Origin of the sequence: Streptomyces sp. LUP30 (genome assembly GCF_001746365.1) — a bacterium.
GTDB lineage: Bacteria > Actinomycetota > Actinomycetes > Streptomycetales > Streptomycetaceae > Streptomyces.
In genome coordinates, this window is the sequence record NZ_MJAJ01000031.1 from 1 (window position 1) to 15,861 (window position 15,861).

A 15,861-nucleotide genomic window follows, 5' to 3' on the forward strand; every position below is an offset into this window, starting at 1 on the left:
GCCGGAGCCTCGGCGGCCGGGGCCGGGGCCGGGGCTGCGGGAGCCGGAGCAGCGGCCGGAGCCGCGCCCGGGGCGCCGATGACGGCCAGCTTGGCGCCGACCTCGGCGGTCTCGTCCTCGCCGACGGTGATCTCCAGCAGCACACCGGAGGTGGGCGCCGGGATCTCGGTGTCGACCTTGTCGGTGGAGACCTCGAGCAGCGGCTCGTCGGCCTCGACCGAGTCGCCGACCGACTTCAGCCAGCGGGTGACGGTGCCCTCGGTGACGGACTCGCCGAGCGCGGGCAGGACGACGTCCGTGCCCTCGGCGGAACCGCCGCCGGCGGCGGCCTCGGGGGTGGGAGCCGGGGCCGGAGCCGCCTGCTCGGTGGAGGGCTGGGCGGCCGGGGCCGGCTCGGGGGCCGGCGGAGCGACCTCCTCGGCGGCCGGGGCCGGGGCGGCGGCCGGGGCTCCGGTGCCGTCGTCGATCACGGCCAGCTCGGCGCCGACCTCGACCGTCTCGTCCTCGGCGACCTTGATGGACGCCAGGACGCCGGACGCGGGGGAGGGGATCTCGGTGTCGACCTTGTCGGTCGACACCTCGAGCAGGGGCTCGTCGGCCTCGACGCGCTCACCCTCGGCCTTCAGCCAGCGGGTGACGGTGCCCTCGGTGACGCTCTCGCCGAGCGCCGGAAGGGTTACGGAAACCGCCATGGTTTCGGTTGCTCCTTACGAGTTGCGGAAGTCTGTGTCGTCGCTTCGACGTGTCTCGACCGAGGGTCAGTCGTGAGCGTGCAGCGGCTTGCCCGCCAGGGCCAGGTGGGCCTCGCCGAGCGCTTCGTTCTGCGTCGGGTGGGCGTGGACCAGCTGCGCGACCTCGGCGGGCAGCGCCTCCCAGTTGTAGATCAGCTGGGCTTCGCCGACCTGCTCGCCCATGCGGTCGCCGACCATGTGGACGCCGACCACCGCGCCGTCCTTCACCTGGACGAGCTTGATCTCGCCCGAGGTGTTGAGGATCTTGCTCTTGCCGTTGCCCGCGAGGCTGTACTTCAGAGCGACGACCTTGTCCGCGCCGTAGATCTCCTTGGCCTTCGCCTCGGTGATGCCCACGGAGGCGACCTCGGGGTGGCAGTACGTCACCCGGGGGACGCCGTCGTAGTCGATCGGCACGGTCTTCAGACCGGCCAGACGCTCCGCCACCAGCATGCCCTCGGCGAAGCCGACGTGCGCGAGCTGGAGCGTCGGGACCAGGTCGCCGACCGCGGAGATCGTCGGGACGTTGGTGCGCATGTACTCGTCGACCAGGACGTAGCCGCGGTCCATGGCGACGCCCTGCTCCTCGTAGCCCAGACCGGCGGAGACGGGCCCGCGGCCGACCGCGACCAGCAGGACCTCGGCCTCGAACTCCTTGCCGTCGGCCAGGATCACCTTGACGCCGTCGGCGGTGTACTCGGCCTTCGAGAAGAAGGTGCCCAGGTTGAACTTGATGCCACGCTTGCGGAACGCGCGCTCGAGGAGCTTGGAGGAGTTCTCGTCCTCGACCGGGACGAGGTGCTTGAGGCCCTCGACGACCGTCACCTCGGCGCCGAAGGACTTCCACGCCGAGGCGAACTCGACGCCGATGACGCCGCCGCCCAGGATGATCGCGGACTTCGGCACGCGGTCCAGGACGAGGGCGTGGTCCGAGGAGATGATCCGGTCGCCGTCGATCTCCAGGCCCGGCAGCGACTTCGGCACGGAGCCGGTCGCCAGCAGCACGTGGCGGCCCTGGACCCGCTGCCCGTTCACGTCGACGGAGGTGGGGGAGGACAGCCGGCCCTCACCCTCGATGTAGGTCACCTTGCGGGAGGCGATCAGCCCCTGAAGACCCTTGTACAGGCCCGAGACGACGCCGTCCTTGTACTTGTGGACGCCGGGGACGTCGATGCCCTCGAAGGTCGCCTTCACGCCGAACTGCTCGCTCTCGCGGGCCTGGTCGGCGATCTCGCCCGCGTGCAGCAGGGCCTTGGTGGGGATGCAACCCCGGTGCAGGCAGGTGCCGCCGACCTTGTCCTTCTCGATCAGGGCGACGTCCAGGCCCAGCTGCGCCCCGCGCAGGGCCGCGGCGTACCCGCCACTACCACCGCCGAGGATCACTAGGTCGAAAACGGTGCTGGCGTCGTTCGCCACGTCACGTCCTCCATGCATGTGCGCCGTGCGCCGGTCGTCGCTGACCGCCGGCGGCTGGTGTCCGGCCGCTCTTTCTTCGGCCCTGTGGTGGGGGCCCTGTCCTGCCGAGGCCCATCTTCGCACTTGCGGGAGACGAACGAGACGCGGGGCCGGGGTGTGAGACACCCCACGCTCACTTGTGACATGGGGGTCGGCCCGGCCAGGGGCGCGGGGGACCGCGCGACCGGCCACATTCGGCCCGTACCCGTCACGCGACGTACGGACCCGAGTGACCAGGCGCACAGTCCCCCCTTCCCCGGGGGGTTAGCCCAGGTCGCCGGCGGCGGTCAGCTCGGCCAGCCGCACCAGCGTCCGCACCGCGGTGCCGGTGCCGCCCTTCGGGGTGTACCCGAAGGCCCCGCCCTCGTTGAACGCGGGCCCGGCGATGTCCAGGTGCGCCCAGGTGATCCCCTCGCCCACGAACTCGCGCAGGAAGAGACCGGCGACCAGGCCGCCGCCCATCCGCTCACCCATGTTGGCGATGTCCGCGACGGTGGAGTCCATGCCCTTGCGCAGGTGTTCCGGAAGGGGCATGGGCCACGCCGGCTCGCCGACCTCCTCGGCGGCCTCGTGCACCGCCGAGCGGAACGCGTCGTCGTTGGCCATGATCCCGAAGGTGCGGCTGCCCAGCGCCAGCATCATCGCGCCGGTCAGGGTCGCGACGTCGACGATCGCGTCCGGCTTCTCCGCGGAGGCCGCCCACAGCGCGTCCGCGAGGACCAGCCGGCCCTCGGCGTCGGTGTTGAGGACCTCGACGGTCTTGCCGCTGTACATGCGCAGCACGTCGCCGGGGCGGGTGGCGGAGCCGGACGGCATGTTCTCGGCGAGCGCCAGCCATCCGGTGACGTTCACCTCCAGGCCGAGCCGCGCGGCCGCGACGACCGCGGCGAAGACCGCCGCCGCCCCGCTCATGTCGCACTTCATCGTCTCGTTGTGCCCGGCGGGCTTCAGCGAGATGCCGCCCGAGTCGTACGTGATGCCCTTGCCGACGAAGGCGAGGTGCTTCTTCGCCTTCGAGGAGGTGTACGACAGCTTCACCAGGCGCGGGGCCGAGGCGGAACCGGCGCCGACGCCGAGGATGCCGCCGTAGCCGCCCTTGACGAGAGCCTTCTCGTCGAGGATCTGGATCTTGATGCCGTGCTCCTTGGCCGCCGTCTGGGCGAGAGCGGCGAACGCCTCGGGGTCGAGGTCGTTCGGCGGCATGTTGATCAGGTCGCGGGCGCGGTTGAGCTCCTCGCCCACGGCGGCGGCGCGGGCGAGCGCCGCCTTGTGGGCGGCGTCGCGCGGCTTCCCGCCGAGGAGGACGGCCTCGGCGAGCGGCGCCTTGTCGTTCTTGGCCTTGGCGTCGCCGTTCGCGCGCGCGGTCTGCTTGTAGGCGTCGAAGGAGTACGCGCCGAGCACCACGCCCTCACCGATCGCGCCGGCGTCGGCGGCGTCGGTCACCGGCAGGGCGAAGGCGGCCTTCTTGGCGCCGGTGAGGGTGCGGGCGGCCGAGCCGGCCGCCCTGCGCAGCGCCTCGGCGTCGAAGGCGGCGTCCTTCTCGGGCTCGGAGCCGAGCCCCACCGCGAGCACGAGAGGCGTCTTGAAGCCGGCCGGGGCGGGCAGCTTCGTCACCTCGCCCTCGGCGCCCGAAGCCCCGAGGGTCTCCAGAACGCCGGCGAGCCGGCCGTCGAACGCCTTGTCGACGGCTTCGGCGCCTGGGGCGACGATCGGGCCCTTTGCGCCCTTGGCGACACCGATCACGATCGCGTCGGCCCGCAGGCCGGGCGCCGCGGCGGTGCTGAGAGTGAGAGCAGTCACGGTGGTGAAATCTCGCTTCCGATGTGGAGTTGCTGTGGCCGGAGTGTGTGGGTCGACCGGGCCCAGGGCCGACCCTAGATCCGGGTCCTGGGCGCAGTCGCATCCGGGGTCTGCCTCACCGGCGCGGCGGACCGGCGGAGCGAACCCGGAACGAGCGTACGCGTGCGGGTGCGTTCGCTCACGCACGCGAGTGTTCACCCGGCGGCGCGGTCATGGCCACTCCTCGGTCCGAGCACTCCGCGAAACGGCGTGTAGTCGCCGTTCCCGTCCCATTCCGGGCGGACGGCGTCGCCGGACCGCCGGCGAACGGCCGCCGCACCCTTCGGCGCGGGCATGGGCGATCATCGTCCGGGTACGTCGCCGCACACCCTGGAGCCCTGCCCGGTGAGACACCCGACCGCCCTGCTGCCCCTTGTCGCCCTGCTGCTCGCGGGCTGCTCCGCCGCCCCGGACGACGGACCCCGCGACGACGACGGACCCCGCAACGGCGCGACCGCAACGGCCGGTACGTGGTGGCGGCCGGCCCCCGGCGTCGGCTGGCAGTGGCAGCTCAGCGGCCGGCTGGACACCTCCGTCGACGTGCCGGTCTACGACATCGACGGCTTCGACCACGACGCGGCCACGGTGGCCGGCCTGCACGACGACGGCCGCCGGGTCGTCTGCTACCTCTCCACCGGCGCCTGGGAGGACTGGCGGCCCGACGCGAAGAAGTTCCCCGCGTCGGTGATCGGCGAGGGAAACGGCTGGAAGGGCGAGCGCTGGCTCGACATCCGCAGGACGGACGTCCTGGAACCGCTGCTGGCGGCACGCCTCGACATGTGCCGCGACAAGGGCTTCGACGCCGTCGAGCCGGACAACATGGACGGCTACCGGAACACCACGGGCTTCCCGATCGGGGCCGCCGACCAACTGCGCTACAACCGCCTCGTCGCCCGGCTCGCCCATGAACGCGGCATGTCCGTCGGCCTCAAGAACGACCTCGACCAGATCCCCGCTCTCGTCGGCGACTTCGACTTCGCGGTGAACGAACAGTGCGCCCAGTACGGCGAATGCGCGGACCTGACCCCCTTCGTCGAGGCGGGCAAGGCCGTGTTCCACGTGGAGTACGAACTGCCCACGAGCGCCTTCTGCGCCGACTCCCGTCGTCTGAAGCTGAGTTCGCTGCTGAAGAAGTACGAACTGGGAGCCTGGCGCGAGGCCTGCTGACGAGCGGTCAGGGCCCCTTCCGCGAACCCGGGACAGGGACCGGGCGGCGGCCTAACGGCCCAGGCAGAGCACGATCAGGGCGGTCGTCGCCGCCGTCTCCGCCAGGCCGCCGAAGACGTCCCCGGTGACCCCGCCGAACCGGCGCGTGCAGTGCCGCAGGAGGAGTTCGGCGGCGACGAGGGCGGCGAGGACCGCCAGCACCGGCCCCACGGCGTCGTACGGCTCGAAGGAGGCCCCCGCGGCCCCCGCCCCGCCCGTCCCCGATCCGATCAGGACGACGACGCCGCTCCCGTACGGCCCCCACCACGCTCCCGCGCCCGCCGCGGCCAGCGTGACGACCCCGGCGGCCAGGACCGCCCCGCGCACCGGGACCACCCCCGCCACCGCCGCGCCCAGCCCCTCGGGCCGAGCGGGCGGCACCCCGTCGCGGGCGGCCAGGGTCAGCGCGAGACGAGCGGCTACGGCGGAGACCACGGCGGCCAGCGCGCCCAGCGCCCATGAGCTGTCGTAGAGCTGCGTCAGCGCGGCCACCTGCGCCAGCAGCACGAGAACGAGCGTGAGCACGCCGAAGGGGCCGATGTCCGACTGCTTCATGATCCGCAGCGCGTCCTCGGCGGGCTTTCCGCTGCCCAGGCCGTCCGCGGTGTCGGCCAGCCCGTCCAGGTGCAGCCCGCGGGTGAGGACGGCGGGCACGGCGGCGGAGGCGACGGCGGCGAGCAGCGGGCTCGCGCCCGTCCCGAGCAGCAGCAGCCCGAGTCCGGCCGCGCAGCCGCCGACCACCAGACCGACCAGGGGCGCGCTCAGCATGCCCCCGCGCGCGGCGGCACGGTCCCAGCGGGACACCCTGACCGGGAGCGCCGTCAGGGTGCCGAAGGCGAAGCGGAGGCCGTCGAAGGGCGAGGTCGTGGACACGGCGGCAGAGTAGCCCGGACGCCCCACCCGCGAGGCAGCCCGCCCCGTGGCCCGTGAGACTGGCGGCATGGGCCACTGGCTGCACCGCAACGTCGTCGAACCGGGCAAGCTCCCCCTGCTGCTCGCGCTGGCCGCGTTCGTGCTCACCTTCCTGATCACCCGGGTCATCACCCGGCTGATCCGGGCCGGCAAGGGCCCCTTCGGCAACATCAGCTCCGGCGGCGTGCACATCCACCATGTGGTGCCGGGCATCGTCCTGACCGTCGCGGGCGGCTTCGGCGCGGTGGCCAGCGGACGGCACGGCTTCGGTTCGGGCGCCTGCGCGGTGGTCTTCGGCATCGGGACGGGCCTCGTCCTCGACGAGTTCGCGCTGATCCTGCACCTGGACGACGTGTACTGGACGGAGGCGGGCCGCAAGAGCGTGGAGGCCGTGGTCCTGACGGCGGCGCTGGGCGGACTGCTGCTGGTGGGCTTCGCGCCCTTCGGGGTCAACGACATGAGCCAGGAGGAGCTGCAGGACCGCGGGAGCGTCCTCGCGACCGTCGCCCTCAACTTGCTCTTCTCGCTGGCCGTGCTGACCAAGGGCAAGGTCATGACGGCCGTCTTCAGCGTCTTCGTGCCCTTCGTGGGCCTGATCGGCCTCGTCCGGCTGGCCCGCCCGGGCTCGCCCTGGGCTCGCCGGTTCTATCGGCGGCGCCCCCGCGCGCGGGCGAGGGCGACGCTGCGCGCCTACCGTCACGACCGGCGCTGGGCCCGTCCGCGCCGACTGGTGGGGGACTGGCTGGGCGGCAAGACGGACGCGGAACTCACCGCCTCCGCCGAGCGGCGCTGACGTCGGCGCGCCTGCGCGGCCCCGCACAGCGCCAGGACCGCCGCGATCGCCGCCAGATGCTCCTTGCCCGCCAGGTTGCCCTTCAGCGCCACTTCGACGGCCATCGCGACGATCACCGCGGCCGCCGTCGCGTACGCGCGGTGGCGCCAGCCCAGGAACACCGCGAGGCCGACCACGGCCGCCGACGGGCCGGTGTCCACCACCAGGGCGTCCGAAACGGGCAGCCCGAGCGGGCCGTGCGGGCCGAGGGCGATGCCCACGCGCGCGTACAGGGTCCCGGCGAGGGTGGCGGCGTAGGCGATGACGAGGGTCCGCCACCAGCCCAGACACAGCTCCGCGATCCCGAACACCAGCAGGATCTGTGCGAGGGCGCCCCATACCGGCAGGTCCAGCGCGGGGACGAACAGCGACAGCGGGGTCCGCAGCAGGGCGAGCGCCAACGGGTCCTCGGCCCGCACCGCCCCGAGGTCCTGGACCGGCTGGTAGCCCCACGACTGGTTCTGCACGGCCTGGGTCGCGGACGTCAGGCACACCGCGCCCAGGGTCATCGGCGCGGCCCGCCACCGCCGGGCCGCCAGCGGCTCGCGCACGGCCGCGTACAGCGGCCCCCACTCGGCCCGGGCCCAGCGGACGATCCGCCTCACCGGCGGGTCTCCAGGCGCCTGCGGTGCAGCCACTTCGGCAGCCCCGGCGCCTCCAGGAACCCCTCCGCCCGCGCCGCCGCGATGCCGATCCGGGGCAGGTCGGCGCTCTTCTCGAAGAGCAGGAACCGCGGCTCCCAGATGGGCCGGTACTTGGCGTTGGCGCGGTACAGCGACTCGATCTGCCACCAGCGCGAGAAGAAGCCGAGCAGCGACCGCCACAGCCTCAGCACCGGCCCGGCGCCGAGCCGCGCGCCCCGCTCGAACACGGACCGGAACACGGCGAAGTTCAGCGAGACCTGCGTGACCCGGATCCCGCCGGCCGCCCAGCTCTCACCGGCCGCCCCGTCCGCGGGCGCCGTCCGGGCCTCCCGGGCGTCCCCGGCCTCCGGGGCCCGCCGGGCCTCCAAGGTCTGTCGGGCCAGCCGGAGCAGCTCGATGACCATGAACTCGATCAGCCCGTTGTCGCAGTCGCGGTCCCGGCGCATCAGGTCGAGGGACAGCCCGTGCGGTCCCCACGGCACGAACGACAGCAGCGCCCGCAACTCGCCCCCGGCGTCGGCGCACTCCAGCATCACGCAGCGCCCGTCCCGCGGGTCCCCGAGCCGCCCCAGCGCCATGCTGAACCCGCGCTCGGTGGCCCCGTCCCGCCAGTCGTCGGCACGTCGCACGAGGGACGCCATCTCGTCGGCCGGGATGTCCTCGTGCCGGCGGACGCGCACGGTGTACCCGGCCCGTCTCACCCGGTTGCAGGCCTGCCGGACGGTCCGCATGGCCCGCCCCTCCAGGGTGAACTCGGCGACGTCGACGATGGCCTCGTCGCCGAGTTCCAGCGCGTCCAGCCCGTGCCGGGCGTAGACCGTCCCCGCCTCCTCGCTCGCCCCCATCACCGCCGGGATCCAGCCGTGCGCCCGCGCCTCGGCGAGCCACGGCTCGATCGCGCCGGGCCAGGCCTCCGGATCGCCGAGCGGATCCCCGGAGGCCAGCGACACCCCGCCCAGGACGCGGTAGGCGACGGCCGCCTTCCCGGTCGGCGACCAGCGCACGCTCTTCTCCCGGCGCAGCGCGAAGTACCCGAGCGAGTCGCGCTCACCGTGCCGGTCGAGGAGCTCCCGCAGCCCCTTCTCGTCGTCCTCGGTGAGCGGGTCGACGGCCCGCCGGGAGCGGAAGGCGGCGTACAGGACGGCGAGGACGAGCGCGGTGCTCAGCACGTTGACGGCGACGTCGACCCAGGTGGGAGTGGTGATCCCGGCGACGCGGTAGTCGTCGGCGGTGACGGAGACCAGCCGCAGCGCGCCGTAGCGCCAGCGTTCGAGGAAGGTGGACGGCACGGACGACCGGTCGGTCGCCGTCACGAGCAGCGCGGCCAGCAGCGACGCGGCCAGCAGCCCACCGGCCCCGACGGCCGCGGCGAGCTTCGGGTTGGACCGGTCGCCCTTCGCGTAGAACTCCCGCCGCCCCGCGACCAGCGCGGCGACGAAGGCGGCGGTCAGCGCGAGCGAGACCCAGTTCTGGGGTCTGCGCCGGATCTCCGGGAACGCCATGGCCAGCGCGAACAGGCCCAGGAACGCTCCGCTCAGACAGAGGTTCAGGATCCACGCGGCCCGTTTGCGCCGCCGCATGGTGACGGCCAGGAACGCGGTGAATGCCCCGGACGCGAATCCGGCCGTGAGCAGGTACGGAGTGAAGAGGTCCGCCTGGTTGTGCCGCCGCACGTCCTGCCCCAGGGAGACCCACACCGCACTGAGGAAGTTGACGAACGCGACGGCCCGCAGGTACCAGACGGCGAAGGCGGCGGCGCCCCGGGTGTTGCCCATGATCGGTGATCATATGGGTGCACTTCCGGGAAACCGCTCTTTTGCCGCCGCCTGTCCCTTTTGGTCCGCCGTCCTACTCGGTCGCGGACGCCTCCGCGGGGCCCTCGGTAGCGGAATCCCCGGGCTTCTCGTCGGCCGCCCCGGGCTTCTCCGGCAGCTCCGCGGCCAGCGCGGCCGCCGCCTGCACCAACGGCAGCGCGAGCAGCGCCCCGGCGCCCTCCCCGACCTTCACGCCCTGGTCCAGCAGCGGTTCCAGAGCCATCCGATCGAGTGCCTTCGCCTGTCCCGGTTCACCGCTCCTGTGGCCGGCCAGCCACCAGTCGGGCGCCCGGAAGGCGATCCGCTGTCCGACGAGCGCGCACGCGGCCGCCACGACCCCGTCCAGGACCACCGGCAACTTCCGTACCGCGCACTGGAGCAGAAAGCCCGTCATGGCCGCGAGGTCGGCCCCGCCCACCGTCGCCAGCAGATGCAGTTGCTCGCCCAGCACCGGCCGCGCCCGCCGCAGCGCGTCCCGGATCGCGGCGCACTTGCGCATCCAGGCCAGGTCGTCGATCGCGTCGCCGCCGCGCCCGGTCACCACGGACGCGTCGGTCCCGCACAGCGCGGCGACCAGCACGCCCGCGGCCGTCGTCCCGCCCACGCTGACGTCGCCGAGCACGACCAGATCGGTGCCGGAGTCCGCCTCCTCGTCCGCGACGGCCACGCCCGCCAGGAAGGCGGCCTCGGCCTCCTGGAGCGTCAGCGCGTCCTCGATGTCGATGCGGCCGCTGCCGCGCCGCACCCGGTGCCGCACGACGTCCGCCGGGAACGCGTCCGGGTCGCAGTCCAGCGCCATGTCCACGACCCGTACCGGCACGCCGAGCCGACGTGCGAGCACGGACACCGGACGGCCGCCCTCCAGGACCTCCCGCACCAACTCCGCGGCGCTGCCCGCGGGCCGGGCGGAGACGCCGAGCCCGGCGACGCCGTGGTCACCGGCGAACAGCACCACCCGCGGTCGCTCGATCGGCCGCACCGGCGACGAGCCCTGCGCCGCCGCCAGCCACTCGCCCAGGCCGTCCAGGCGCCCCAGCGATCCGGGCGGCACGATCTGACGCTCCCGGCGCGCCTCTGCGTCACGGCGGGTCCCGCCGTCGGGGCGCTCGATCAGATCGGTGAAGTCGTCGAGATTAAGCGAGCTCATTCGCCGAACAGTACCGGCACCGATCGAACGGTTCCGCGCCCCGTCGCCACCACACCGGCGCGACGTCATTGCACCCCGCACCCGTATCCCATACGTTCCGGTTTGCCGTATATCGCCCTCCCGTCACCCGTCACCCGTCACCCGTCACTGCTCCCTCCCGCCCATCCCCCCATCCCCCCCATCCCTCCTTCGCCCCGGAGCCGCTCATGCCTCTCAGGCCCGTCCACGAGCCGCGCCGCGACGACTGCCCCTGGTGCGCCTCGAAGCGCCTGCGCACCCGGCTGCGCGCACCTGATCTGCGTCTGCGCAGGCCCGGCACGTTCGTCGTCGACGAGTGCCGGGACTGCGCGCACGCCTTCCAGAACCCGCGTCTGACCCCCGAGGGGCTGGAGCTCTACGCCGCCGAGGAGGACCGGCCCGTCGAGCGCGGACGCCTGGAGGCCACGGCCCGGACGATGCTGCGCTTCCCCGAGCCGGAGAGCTGGCTGGACGTCGGGACGGGGGACGCGGCCTTCCCGGAGGCGGCCAGGCCGCTGTTCGCCTACACGGCGTTCGACGGGGTGGACCCGACCCCGAGGGTGGAGCGGGCGAGGGCCGCGGGCCGGCTCGACGAGGCCCACGTGGGCGAGTTGACGGCCCCCCAGGTCCTGGCCCGGCTGCGCGGGCGTTACGACGTGGTCAGCATGCTCCATCACCTGGAACACACCCGGGACCCCAGAGGGGAACTCGCGGCGGCGCTGACGGCCCTGCGTCCGGGCGGCCATCTGCTCCTCGAACTCCCCGACCCCGCCAGCGCGTTCGCGCGCGTCCTGGGCAAGTGGTGGCACTCCTACGACCAGCCCCGCCATCTCCATCTGATCCCCCTGGCCAACATCCGGGCCGAACTGGAGGCGCGGGGCTGTGAGATCGTCGTCACGGACCGCAGAGCCGCCCACAACCCGCGGGACCTGGCGGCCGCCGCCTCGCTCTACGCCCGGCGCACCCGCCTGCCCCGGACGGCCGGATCCCTGACGGCCCCGGCCGCGGCCCTCGACCATCTCCTGGCCCCCGCCCTGCGCCGCACCCGTTTCTCCAACGCCTACCGGGTCGTCGCGCGCCGCGGCTGACCCGGCCGGGCCCCGTGCTCACCCGCGCAGCACCAGCGCCTGCCCCGCGACCACCAGCACGACCTGCTCGCACTCGTCCGCGACCGCAGCGTTCAATCGCCCCAGCTCGTCGCGGTATCGGCGCCCCGACGCCGTCGCCGGCACGATCCCCGAACCCACCTCGTTGGACACCAGCACCACCGTCCGCCGGGCCGAGCGCACCGCCTCCGCCAACTCCGCCACACGCGAACGCAGCGCCCGCTCACCGCCGTCCGCCCACAACGCGTCGTCCCACGCCCCGACGGAGTCCATGACGTCCGTCAGCCACAGCGACAGACAGTCGATCAGCAGCGGCGCCCCCTCCCGGACCAGCAGCGGCACCAGGTCGCAGGTCTCCGTCGTCCGCCACGAGCCCGGCCGCCGCTCCCGGTGCGCGGCCACCCGCGAGGCCCACTCGGTGTCGCCGCCCCGGGCGCCCCCAGTGGCGACGTACAGCACGTCGGGGAAGGACTCCAGCCGCCGTTCGGCCTCCACCGACTTCCCCGACCGGGCGCCGCCCAGCACCATCGTCCGCCGGGGCACGTCCGGCACGGCCGACATGTCGTCGTACACCCCCACCGTCAGCGTCGAGCCGTCCGGCACCGCCCGCGCCCCCGCCGCCGCGAGCCGCCGCCGCAGCTCCGCGCCCGGCGCCACGTCGTGGTCCAGGTGGACGGCGACCACGTCCGTCGTCGGTCCCACCGCGCCGACCGCCCGCAGCTTCGCCAGCCCGTCCGGCCGCCCCACCACGTCCGTGAGGACCATGTCGTAGCGCTCAGCCGGCTCCGAGCCCTCCTCCAGACCGGCCGGCGCGCCGCCGGGCGGCAGATACAGCAGCCGACGCCCGTCCGGGCCCGTCACCGCGTAGCCGGTGCCCGGCGCGTCCATCGCCACCGCCCGCACCCGATGCCCCGTCAGCAGCGCCAGATCCCGCCCGTCCGACGCGCGGGCGGGCTGCGGCAGTCCGGCCGGCACCTCCACCGCGGGCCCGTCGTGCGGGTGCGTCAACAGGACCTGGGCCACCCCGCCCAGCGAACGCCCGGCCCGCGCGGCCGCGAACGCCGCGCCCGGAGTCAGGTCGAGCAACAGGGCCCCGTCCACGAGCAACGCGGTCGCCGCCCGCGCGTGCGCGCCGAGCGAGGTCGCGCACACGGCGCAGGAGCAGTCGGGGCGGGGCAGGCCCGCCGGGGCGCCGGTACCGAGCAGAGTGACTTCCACGGAGCTGATTTTCGCGCGTCCGACCCGGTCTTGCGCATCCGGCTAGGCTGCGGGGCAGAAGCCGGACCTTGATCCGGCTTCTGCTCTGCACGTGGTCACAGCTGGGAGGCGTACATGGCGGCATGGACGTGGCGGTTCGAGAAGTCCGACGGGACGGAGGTCCAACCGGCGGTGCAGCCCGAGGAGTTCACCACGCAGGGGGACGCCGAGTCCTGGATCGGGGAGGTCTGGAAGGACCTCCTCGAAGGCGGCGCCGACCAGGTCCGGCTCTTCGAGGACTCCACCGAGATCTACGGTCCGATGAGCCTGCAGGCCAACGAGGCGTAGGGCGGCTTCGGCCGCACACGGGGTGGCCGGACACCGGTCACCCCGTCCGCCGTTCACCCGAACGAGCGGAGCACACCCGAGAACGGGGCGCGCGCGCCCGGGCGCGCGTTCAGCCGCGCACGCCGCACAGATGCAGCAGCGCCGCCACCTGACGATAGGGATCGATGCGTCCGGCCCGCTCCTCGGCGGCCAGCAGGGCCTCGAAGTCGTCGGGGATCTCCGCCGCGTCCGCGGCCGTGTCCGTGAAGATCCGTACGCCGTACCAGGCCTGCAGCGGCGCCCCGATCCCGGCGAGCGTGCCGGTCAGCGCGGCCAGCCGGTCCGCCCGCACGTCCAGACCCAGCCGGTTGCGGTACGAGACGGTGTCGAACGCGCCCAGCGCGCCCGCCCAGTCCCCGGACATGCCCGGCCGCATGGCCAGCGCGTCCGCGTTGCGCACCAGCAGCGACAGCAGTCCGCCGGGGGCCAGCATCCGGGCGAGCCCCGCGAGCAGGGCGTCCGGTTCCTCCACGTACATGAGCACGCCGTGGCACAGCACCACGTCGAAGCTCCCGGGCAGGAAGTGCACCCCGGTGTCCCGGCCGTCGCCCTCGATGATCCGCATCCGCTCCCGGATGCCCTCGGGCTCCCCTGACAGCGCCTCCCGGGCCGCGGCGATCATCGTCGCGTCCTGTTCGAGACCGGTCACCTGATGCCCGAGCCGGGCCAGCCGCAGCGCCTGCGTGCCCTGGCCCATGCCCACGTCGAGCACCCGCAGCCGCTGACCGACCGGGTAACGCCCCGCTATCTGCTCGTCGAGCTGCCGGGCCACCAGCTCCTGACGTACGACGTCACGCAGCCCGCCCAACCTGCTGAGCCAGGCCTTGGCCGCCCCCCCGGAGAAAGCCGCAGTGCTCAGAGCTGCGCTCCACGCTTGACCTGCGGCTTCGGCAGTCGCAGCCGGCGCATCTGCAGCGAGCGCATGAGCGCGTACGCCACCGCGCCCCGGCGGTTCTGCCCCTCGAAGCGCTCGGCCAGCCGCTTGCGCAGCCGGAAGCCGGTGACGAGCGAGTCCAGCACGATGAGCACGATCACGACCAGCCACAGCAGCAGCGCGACGGTCTGCAGCGAGCCCACCCGCACCACGCTCAGCACGAGGATGACCACGGCCATCGGCAGGAAGAACTCCGCCACGTTGAACCGTGAGTCGATGAAGTCGCGCGCGAACTTGCGGACGGGCCCCTTGTCGCGGGCCGGCAGATACCGCTCGTCGCCACCGGCCAGCGCCTGGCGCTGCCGGTCCATCTGGGCGCGGCGCTCGTCGCGCTGGCGCTTGGCCGCGTCCTTGCGCGACGTCGACGTGTTGGCGACGCTACGGCGCTGGGACTGGGCCTCACTGCGCTTGGGCGTGGGCCGACCCTTCTTCGCCTGGGGGTCGCGGGGCTGCTTGGAGTCGGTCACCACCGCGTTGGCGGGGGCCTTCTCTTCCTTGGCACGGCTACGGAACACAAAACCCAAGGGTAAGCGCTCCCGGGCATGGACCCCAGCCCGGCGGGGAACGATCCGGCAACACCGGTCGTCTCCAGAAGGGACAGACCGGGCGAGAACCAGGAAGAGGGGGCACAGGGTGACCTACCGCTCACCCTGAGGGTCACCTACTCCTCACGCCGGATCAGGGGGCCCGGCCAGTCGTCCTTGGGGAGGAGCGCATCCGTCCCCGAACAGTGCGTCAATGGATGCAGGGCCCGTACTGTGGGTTCTGTCGAAGACTGAGAGCCGGAGTCCTTCAGAAGGGGGCGCGCGAAGCCCATGAGCGGTGTCATGAAGCGTATGGGGATGATCTTCCGCGCGAAGGCGAACAAGGCCCTTGACCGGGCCGAGGACCCGCGCGAAACCCTCGACTACTCGTACCAGAAGCAACTTGAGCTTCTGCAGAAGGTCCGTCGCGGCGTCGCCGACGTCGCGACCTCGCGCAAGCGCCTGGAACTGCAGCTGAACCAGCTGCAGTCGCAGTCCACCAAGCTGGAGGACCAGGGCCGCAAGGCGCTCGCCCTGGGCCGTGAGGACCTCGCCCGTGAGGCGCTCTCCCGCCGGGCCGCGCTCCAGCAGCAGGTCACCGACCTGGAGACGCAGCACTCCACCCTCCAGGGCGAGGAGGAGAAGCTCACCCTCGCGGCGCAGCGCCTGCAGGCCAAGGTGGACGCCTTCCGCACCAAGAAGGAGACCATCAAGGCCACCTACACCGCCGCCCAGGCCCAGACCCGTATCGGCGAGGCCTTCTCCGGCATCTCCGAGGAGATGGGCGACGTCGGCCTGGCCATCCAGCGCGCCGAGGACAAGACCGCCCAGCTCCAGGCCCGGGCCGGCGCCCTCGACGAACTCATGGCGTCCGGCGCCCTCGACGACCCGACCGGCATCGCCAAGGACGACCTCCAGGCCGAGCTGGACCGGCTGTCAGGTGGTACGGATGTGGAGCTGGAACTGCAGCGCATGAAGGCGGAGCTCGCCGGAGGCCCGTCCTCCGGACAGCAGGCCATCGAGGGCGGTTCGAACGCGTCGCAGTCCCAGCAGCAGCCGCAGGACACCCCGCGCTTCGACAAGCAGTAGCCCGGCGCCGGGGCCCGGAGCCGAGG

General features: G+C 73.3%; 15 protein-coding genes. 5 read left to right on the forward strand and 10 right to left on the reverse strand.

Annotation, left to right across the window (positions count from 1 at the left end; translation table 11 throughout):
• From BG482_RS24030 to BG482_RS24040, 3 genes are all read right to left on the reverse strand, one after another.
• A partial coding sequence (locus BG482_RS24030; protein WP_306286969.1) for a biotin/lipoyl-containing protein occupies nucleotides 1-692 on the reverse strand: 692 nt, incomplete at its 3' end.
• A 66-nt stretch (nucleotides 693-758) separates the two neighbouring features.
• Nucleotides 759-2,147: a dihydrolipoyl dehydrogenase gene (gene lpdA, locus BG482_RS24035; protein ID WP_069771193.1), complete on the reverse strand. Its 1,389-nt coding sequence runs from the start codon at nucleotides 2,145-2,147 to the stop codon at nucleotides 759-761.
• Between the two features lie 303 nt (nucleotides 2,148-2,450).
• Nucleotides 2,451-3,986: a leucyl aminopeptidase gene (locus BG482_RS24040; protein ID WP_069771194.1), complete on the reverse strand. Its 1,536-nt coding sequence runs from the start codon at nucleotides 3,984-3,986 to the stop codon at nucleotides 2,451-2,453.
• 384 nt (nucleotides 3,987-4,370) lie between these two features.
• Here BG482_RS24040 and BG482_RS24045 point away from each other — a divergent pair, with 384 nt between their 5' ends.
• Entirely contained in the window at nucleotides 4,371-5,192 is an 822-nt protein-coding gene (locus BG482_RS24045) for an endo alpha-1,4 polygalactosaminidase (protein ID WP_069771195.1), read from the forward strand.
• 51 nt (nucleotides 5,193-5,243) lie between these two features.
• Here the strand turns inward: BG482_RS24045 and BG482_RS24050 are convergent, their stop codons facing one another.
• A complete protein-coding gene (locus BG482_RS24050; RefSeq protein WP_256096464.1) occupies nucleotides 5,244-6,104 on the reverse strand; it encodes an adenosylcobinamide-GDP ribazoletransferase in 861 nt (286 codons plus the stop codon).
• Between the two features lie 67 nt (nucleotides 6,105-6,171).
• Here BG482_RS24050 and BG482_RS24055 point away from each other — a divergent pair, with 67 nt between their 5' ends.
• A complete protein-coding gene (locus BG482_RS24055) occupies nucleotides 6,172-6,936 on the forward strand; it encodes a hypothetical protein (RefSeq protein WP_069771197.1) in 765 nt (254 codons plus the stop codon).
• Here the strand turns inward: BG482_RS24055 and BG482_RS44100 are convergent.
• The 3 genes from BG482_RS44100 to cobT form a co-directional block, all read right to left on the reverse strand.
• The gene (locus BG482_RS44100) at nucleotides 6,840-7,580 is read right to left on the reverse strand and encodes a hypothetical protein (protein ID WP_069771198.1); all 741 of its coding nucleotides are present in this window, start codon (nucleotides 7,578-7,580) and stop codon (nucleotides 6,840-6,842) included. The genes BG482_RS24055 and BG482_RS44100 overlap by 97 nt on opposite strands.
• Entirely contained in the window at nucleotides 7,577-9,394 is a 1,818-nt protein-coding gene (locus BG482_RS24065; protein WP_069771199.1) for a phosphatidylglycerol lysyltransferase domain-containing protein, read from the reverse strand. Before BG482_RS24065 ends, BG482_RS44100 begins: the two co-directional genes overlap by 4 nt.
• A 73-nt stretch (nucleotides 9,395-9,467) precedes the next feature.
• Complete coding sequence (gene cobT, locus BG482_RS24070; RefSeq protein ID WP_069771200.1) at nucleotides 9,468-10,580, reverse strand: nicotinate-nucleotide--dimethylbenzimidazole phosphoribosyltransferase; 1,113 nt, start codon at nucleotides 10,578-10,580, stop codon at nucleotides 9,468-9,470.
• Between the two features lie 206 nt (nucleotides 10,581-10,786).
• Between cobT and BG482_RS24075 the strand changes: the two genes are divergently transcribed.
• Nucleotides 10,787-11,686: a class I SAM-dependent methyltransferase gene (locus tag BG482_RS24075; protein WP_069771201.1), complete on the forward strand. Its 900-nt coding sequence runs from the start codon at nucleotides 10,787-10,789 to the stop codon at nucleotides 11,684-11,686.
• A gap of 18 nt (nucleotides 11,687-11,704) precedes the next feature.
• Here BG482_RS24075 and BG482_RS24080 read toward each other — a convergent pair whose 3' ends face one another.
• On the reverse strand, nucleotides 11,705-12,922 hold the full coding sequence (locus BG482_RS24080; protein WP_069771202.1) for a bifunctional adenosylcobinamide kinase/adenosylcobinamide-phosphate guanylyltransferase: 1,218 nt from the start codon (nucleotides 12,920-12,922) through the stop codon (nucleotides 11,705-11,707).
• A gap of 114 nt (nucleotides 12,923-13,036) precedes the next feature.
• Between BG482_RS24080 and BG482_RS24085 the strand changes: the two genes are divergently transcribed.
• Entirely contained in the window at nucleotides 13,037-13,249 is a 213-nt protein-coding gene (locus BG482_RS24085; protein WP_069771203.1) for a hypothetical protein, read from the forward strand.
• 109 nt (nucleotides 13,250-13,358) lie between these two features.
• On the opposite strand, the gene BG482_RS24090 is transcribed toward BG482_RS24085, so the two are convergent.
• Complete coding sequence (locus tag BG482_RS24090; protein WP_069771204.1) at nucleotides 13,359-14,060, reverse strand: methyltransferase domain-containing protein; 702 nt, start codon at nucleotides 14,058-14,060, stop codon at nucleotides 13,359-13,361.
• Nucleotides 14,061-14,143: 83 nt separating this feature from the next.
• Nucleotides 14,144-14,737 carry a DUF3043 domain-containing protein gene (locus BG482_RS24095; RefSeq protein WP_069771205.1) on the reverse strand — a complete coding sequence of 198 codons (594 nt, stop codon included), beginning with the start codon at nucleotides 14,735-14,737 and terminating at the stop codon, nucleotides 14,144-14,146.
• A gap of 327 nt (nucleotides 14,738-15,064) precedes the next feature.
• Between BG482_RS24095 and BG482_RS24100 the strand changes: the two genes are divergently transcribed.
• Complete coding sequence (locus tag BG482_RS24100) at nucleotides 15,065-15,835, forward strand: PspA/IM30 family protein (RefSeq protein ID WP_069771206.1); 771 nt, start codon at nucleotides 15,065-15,067, stop codon at nucleotides 15,833-15,835.
• Nucleotides 15,836-15,861 lie beyond the last annotated feature (26 nt).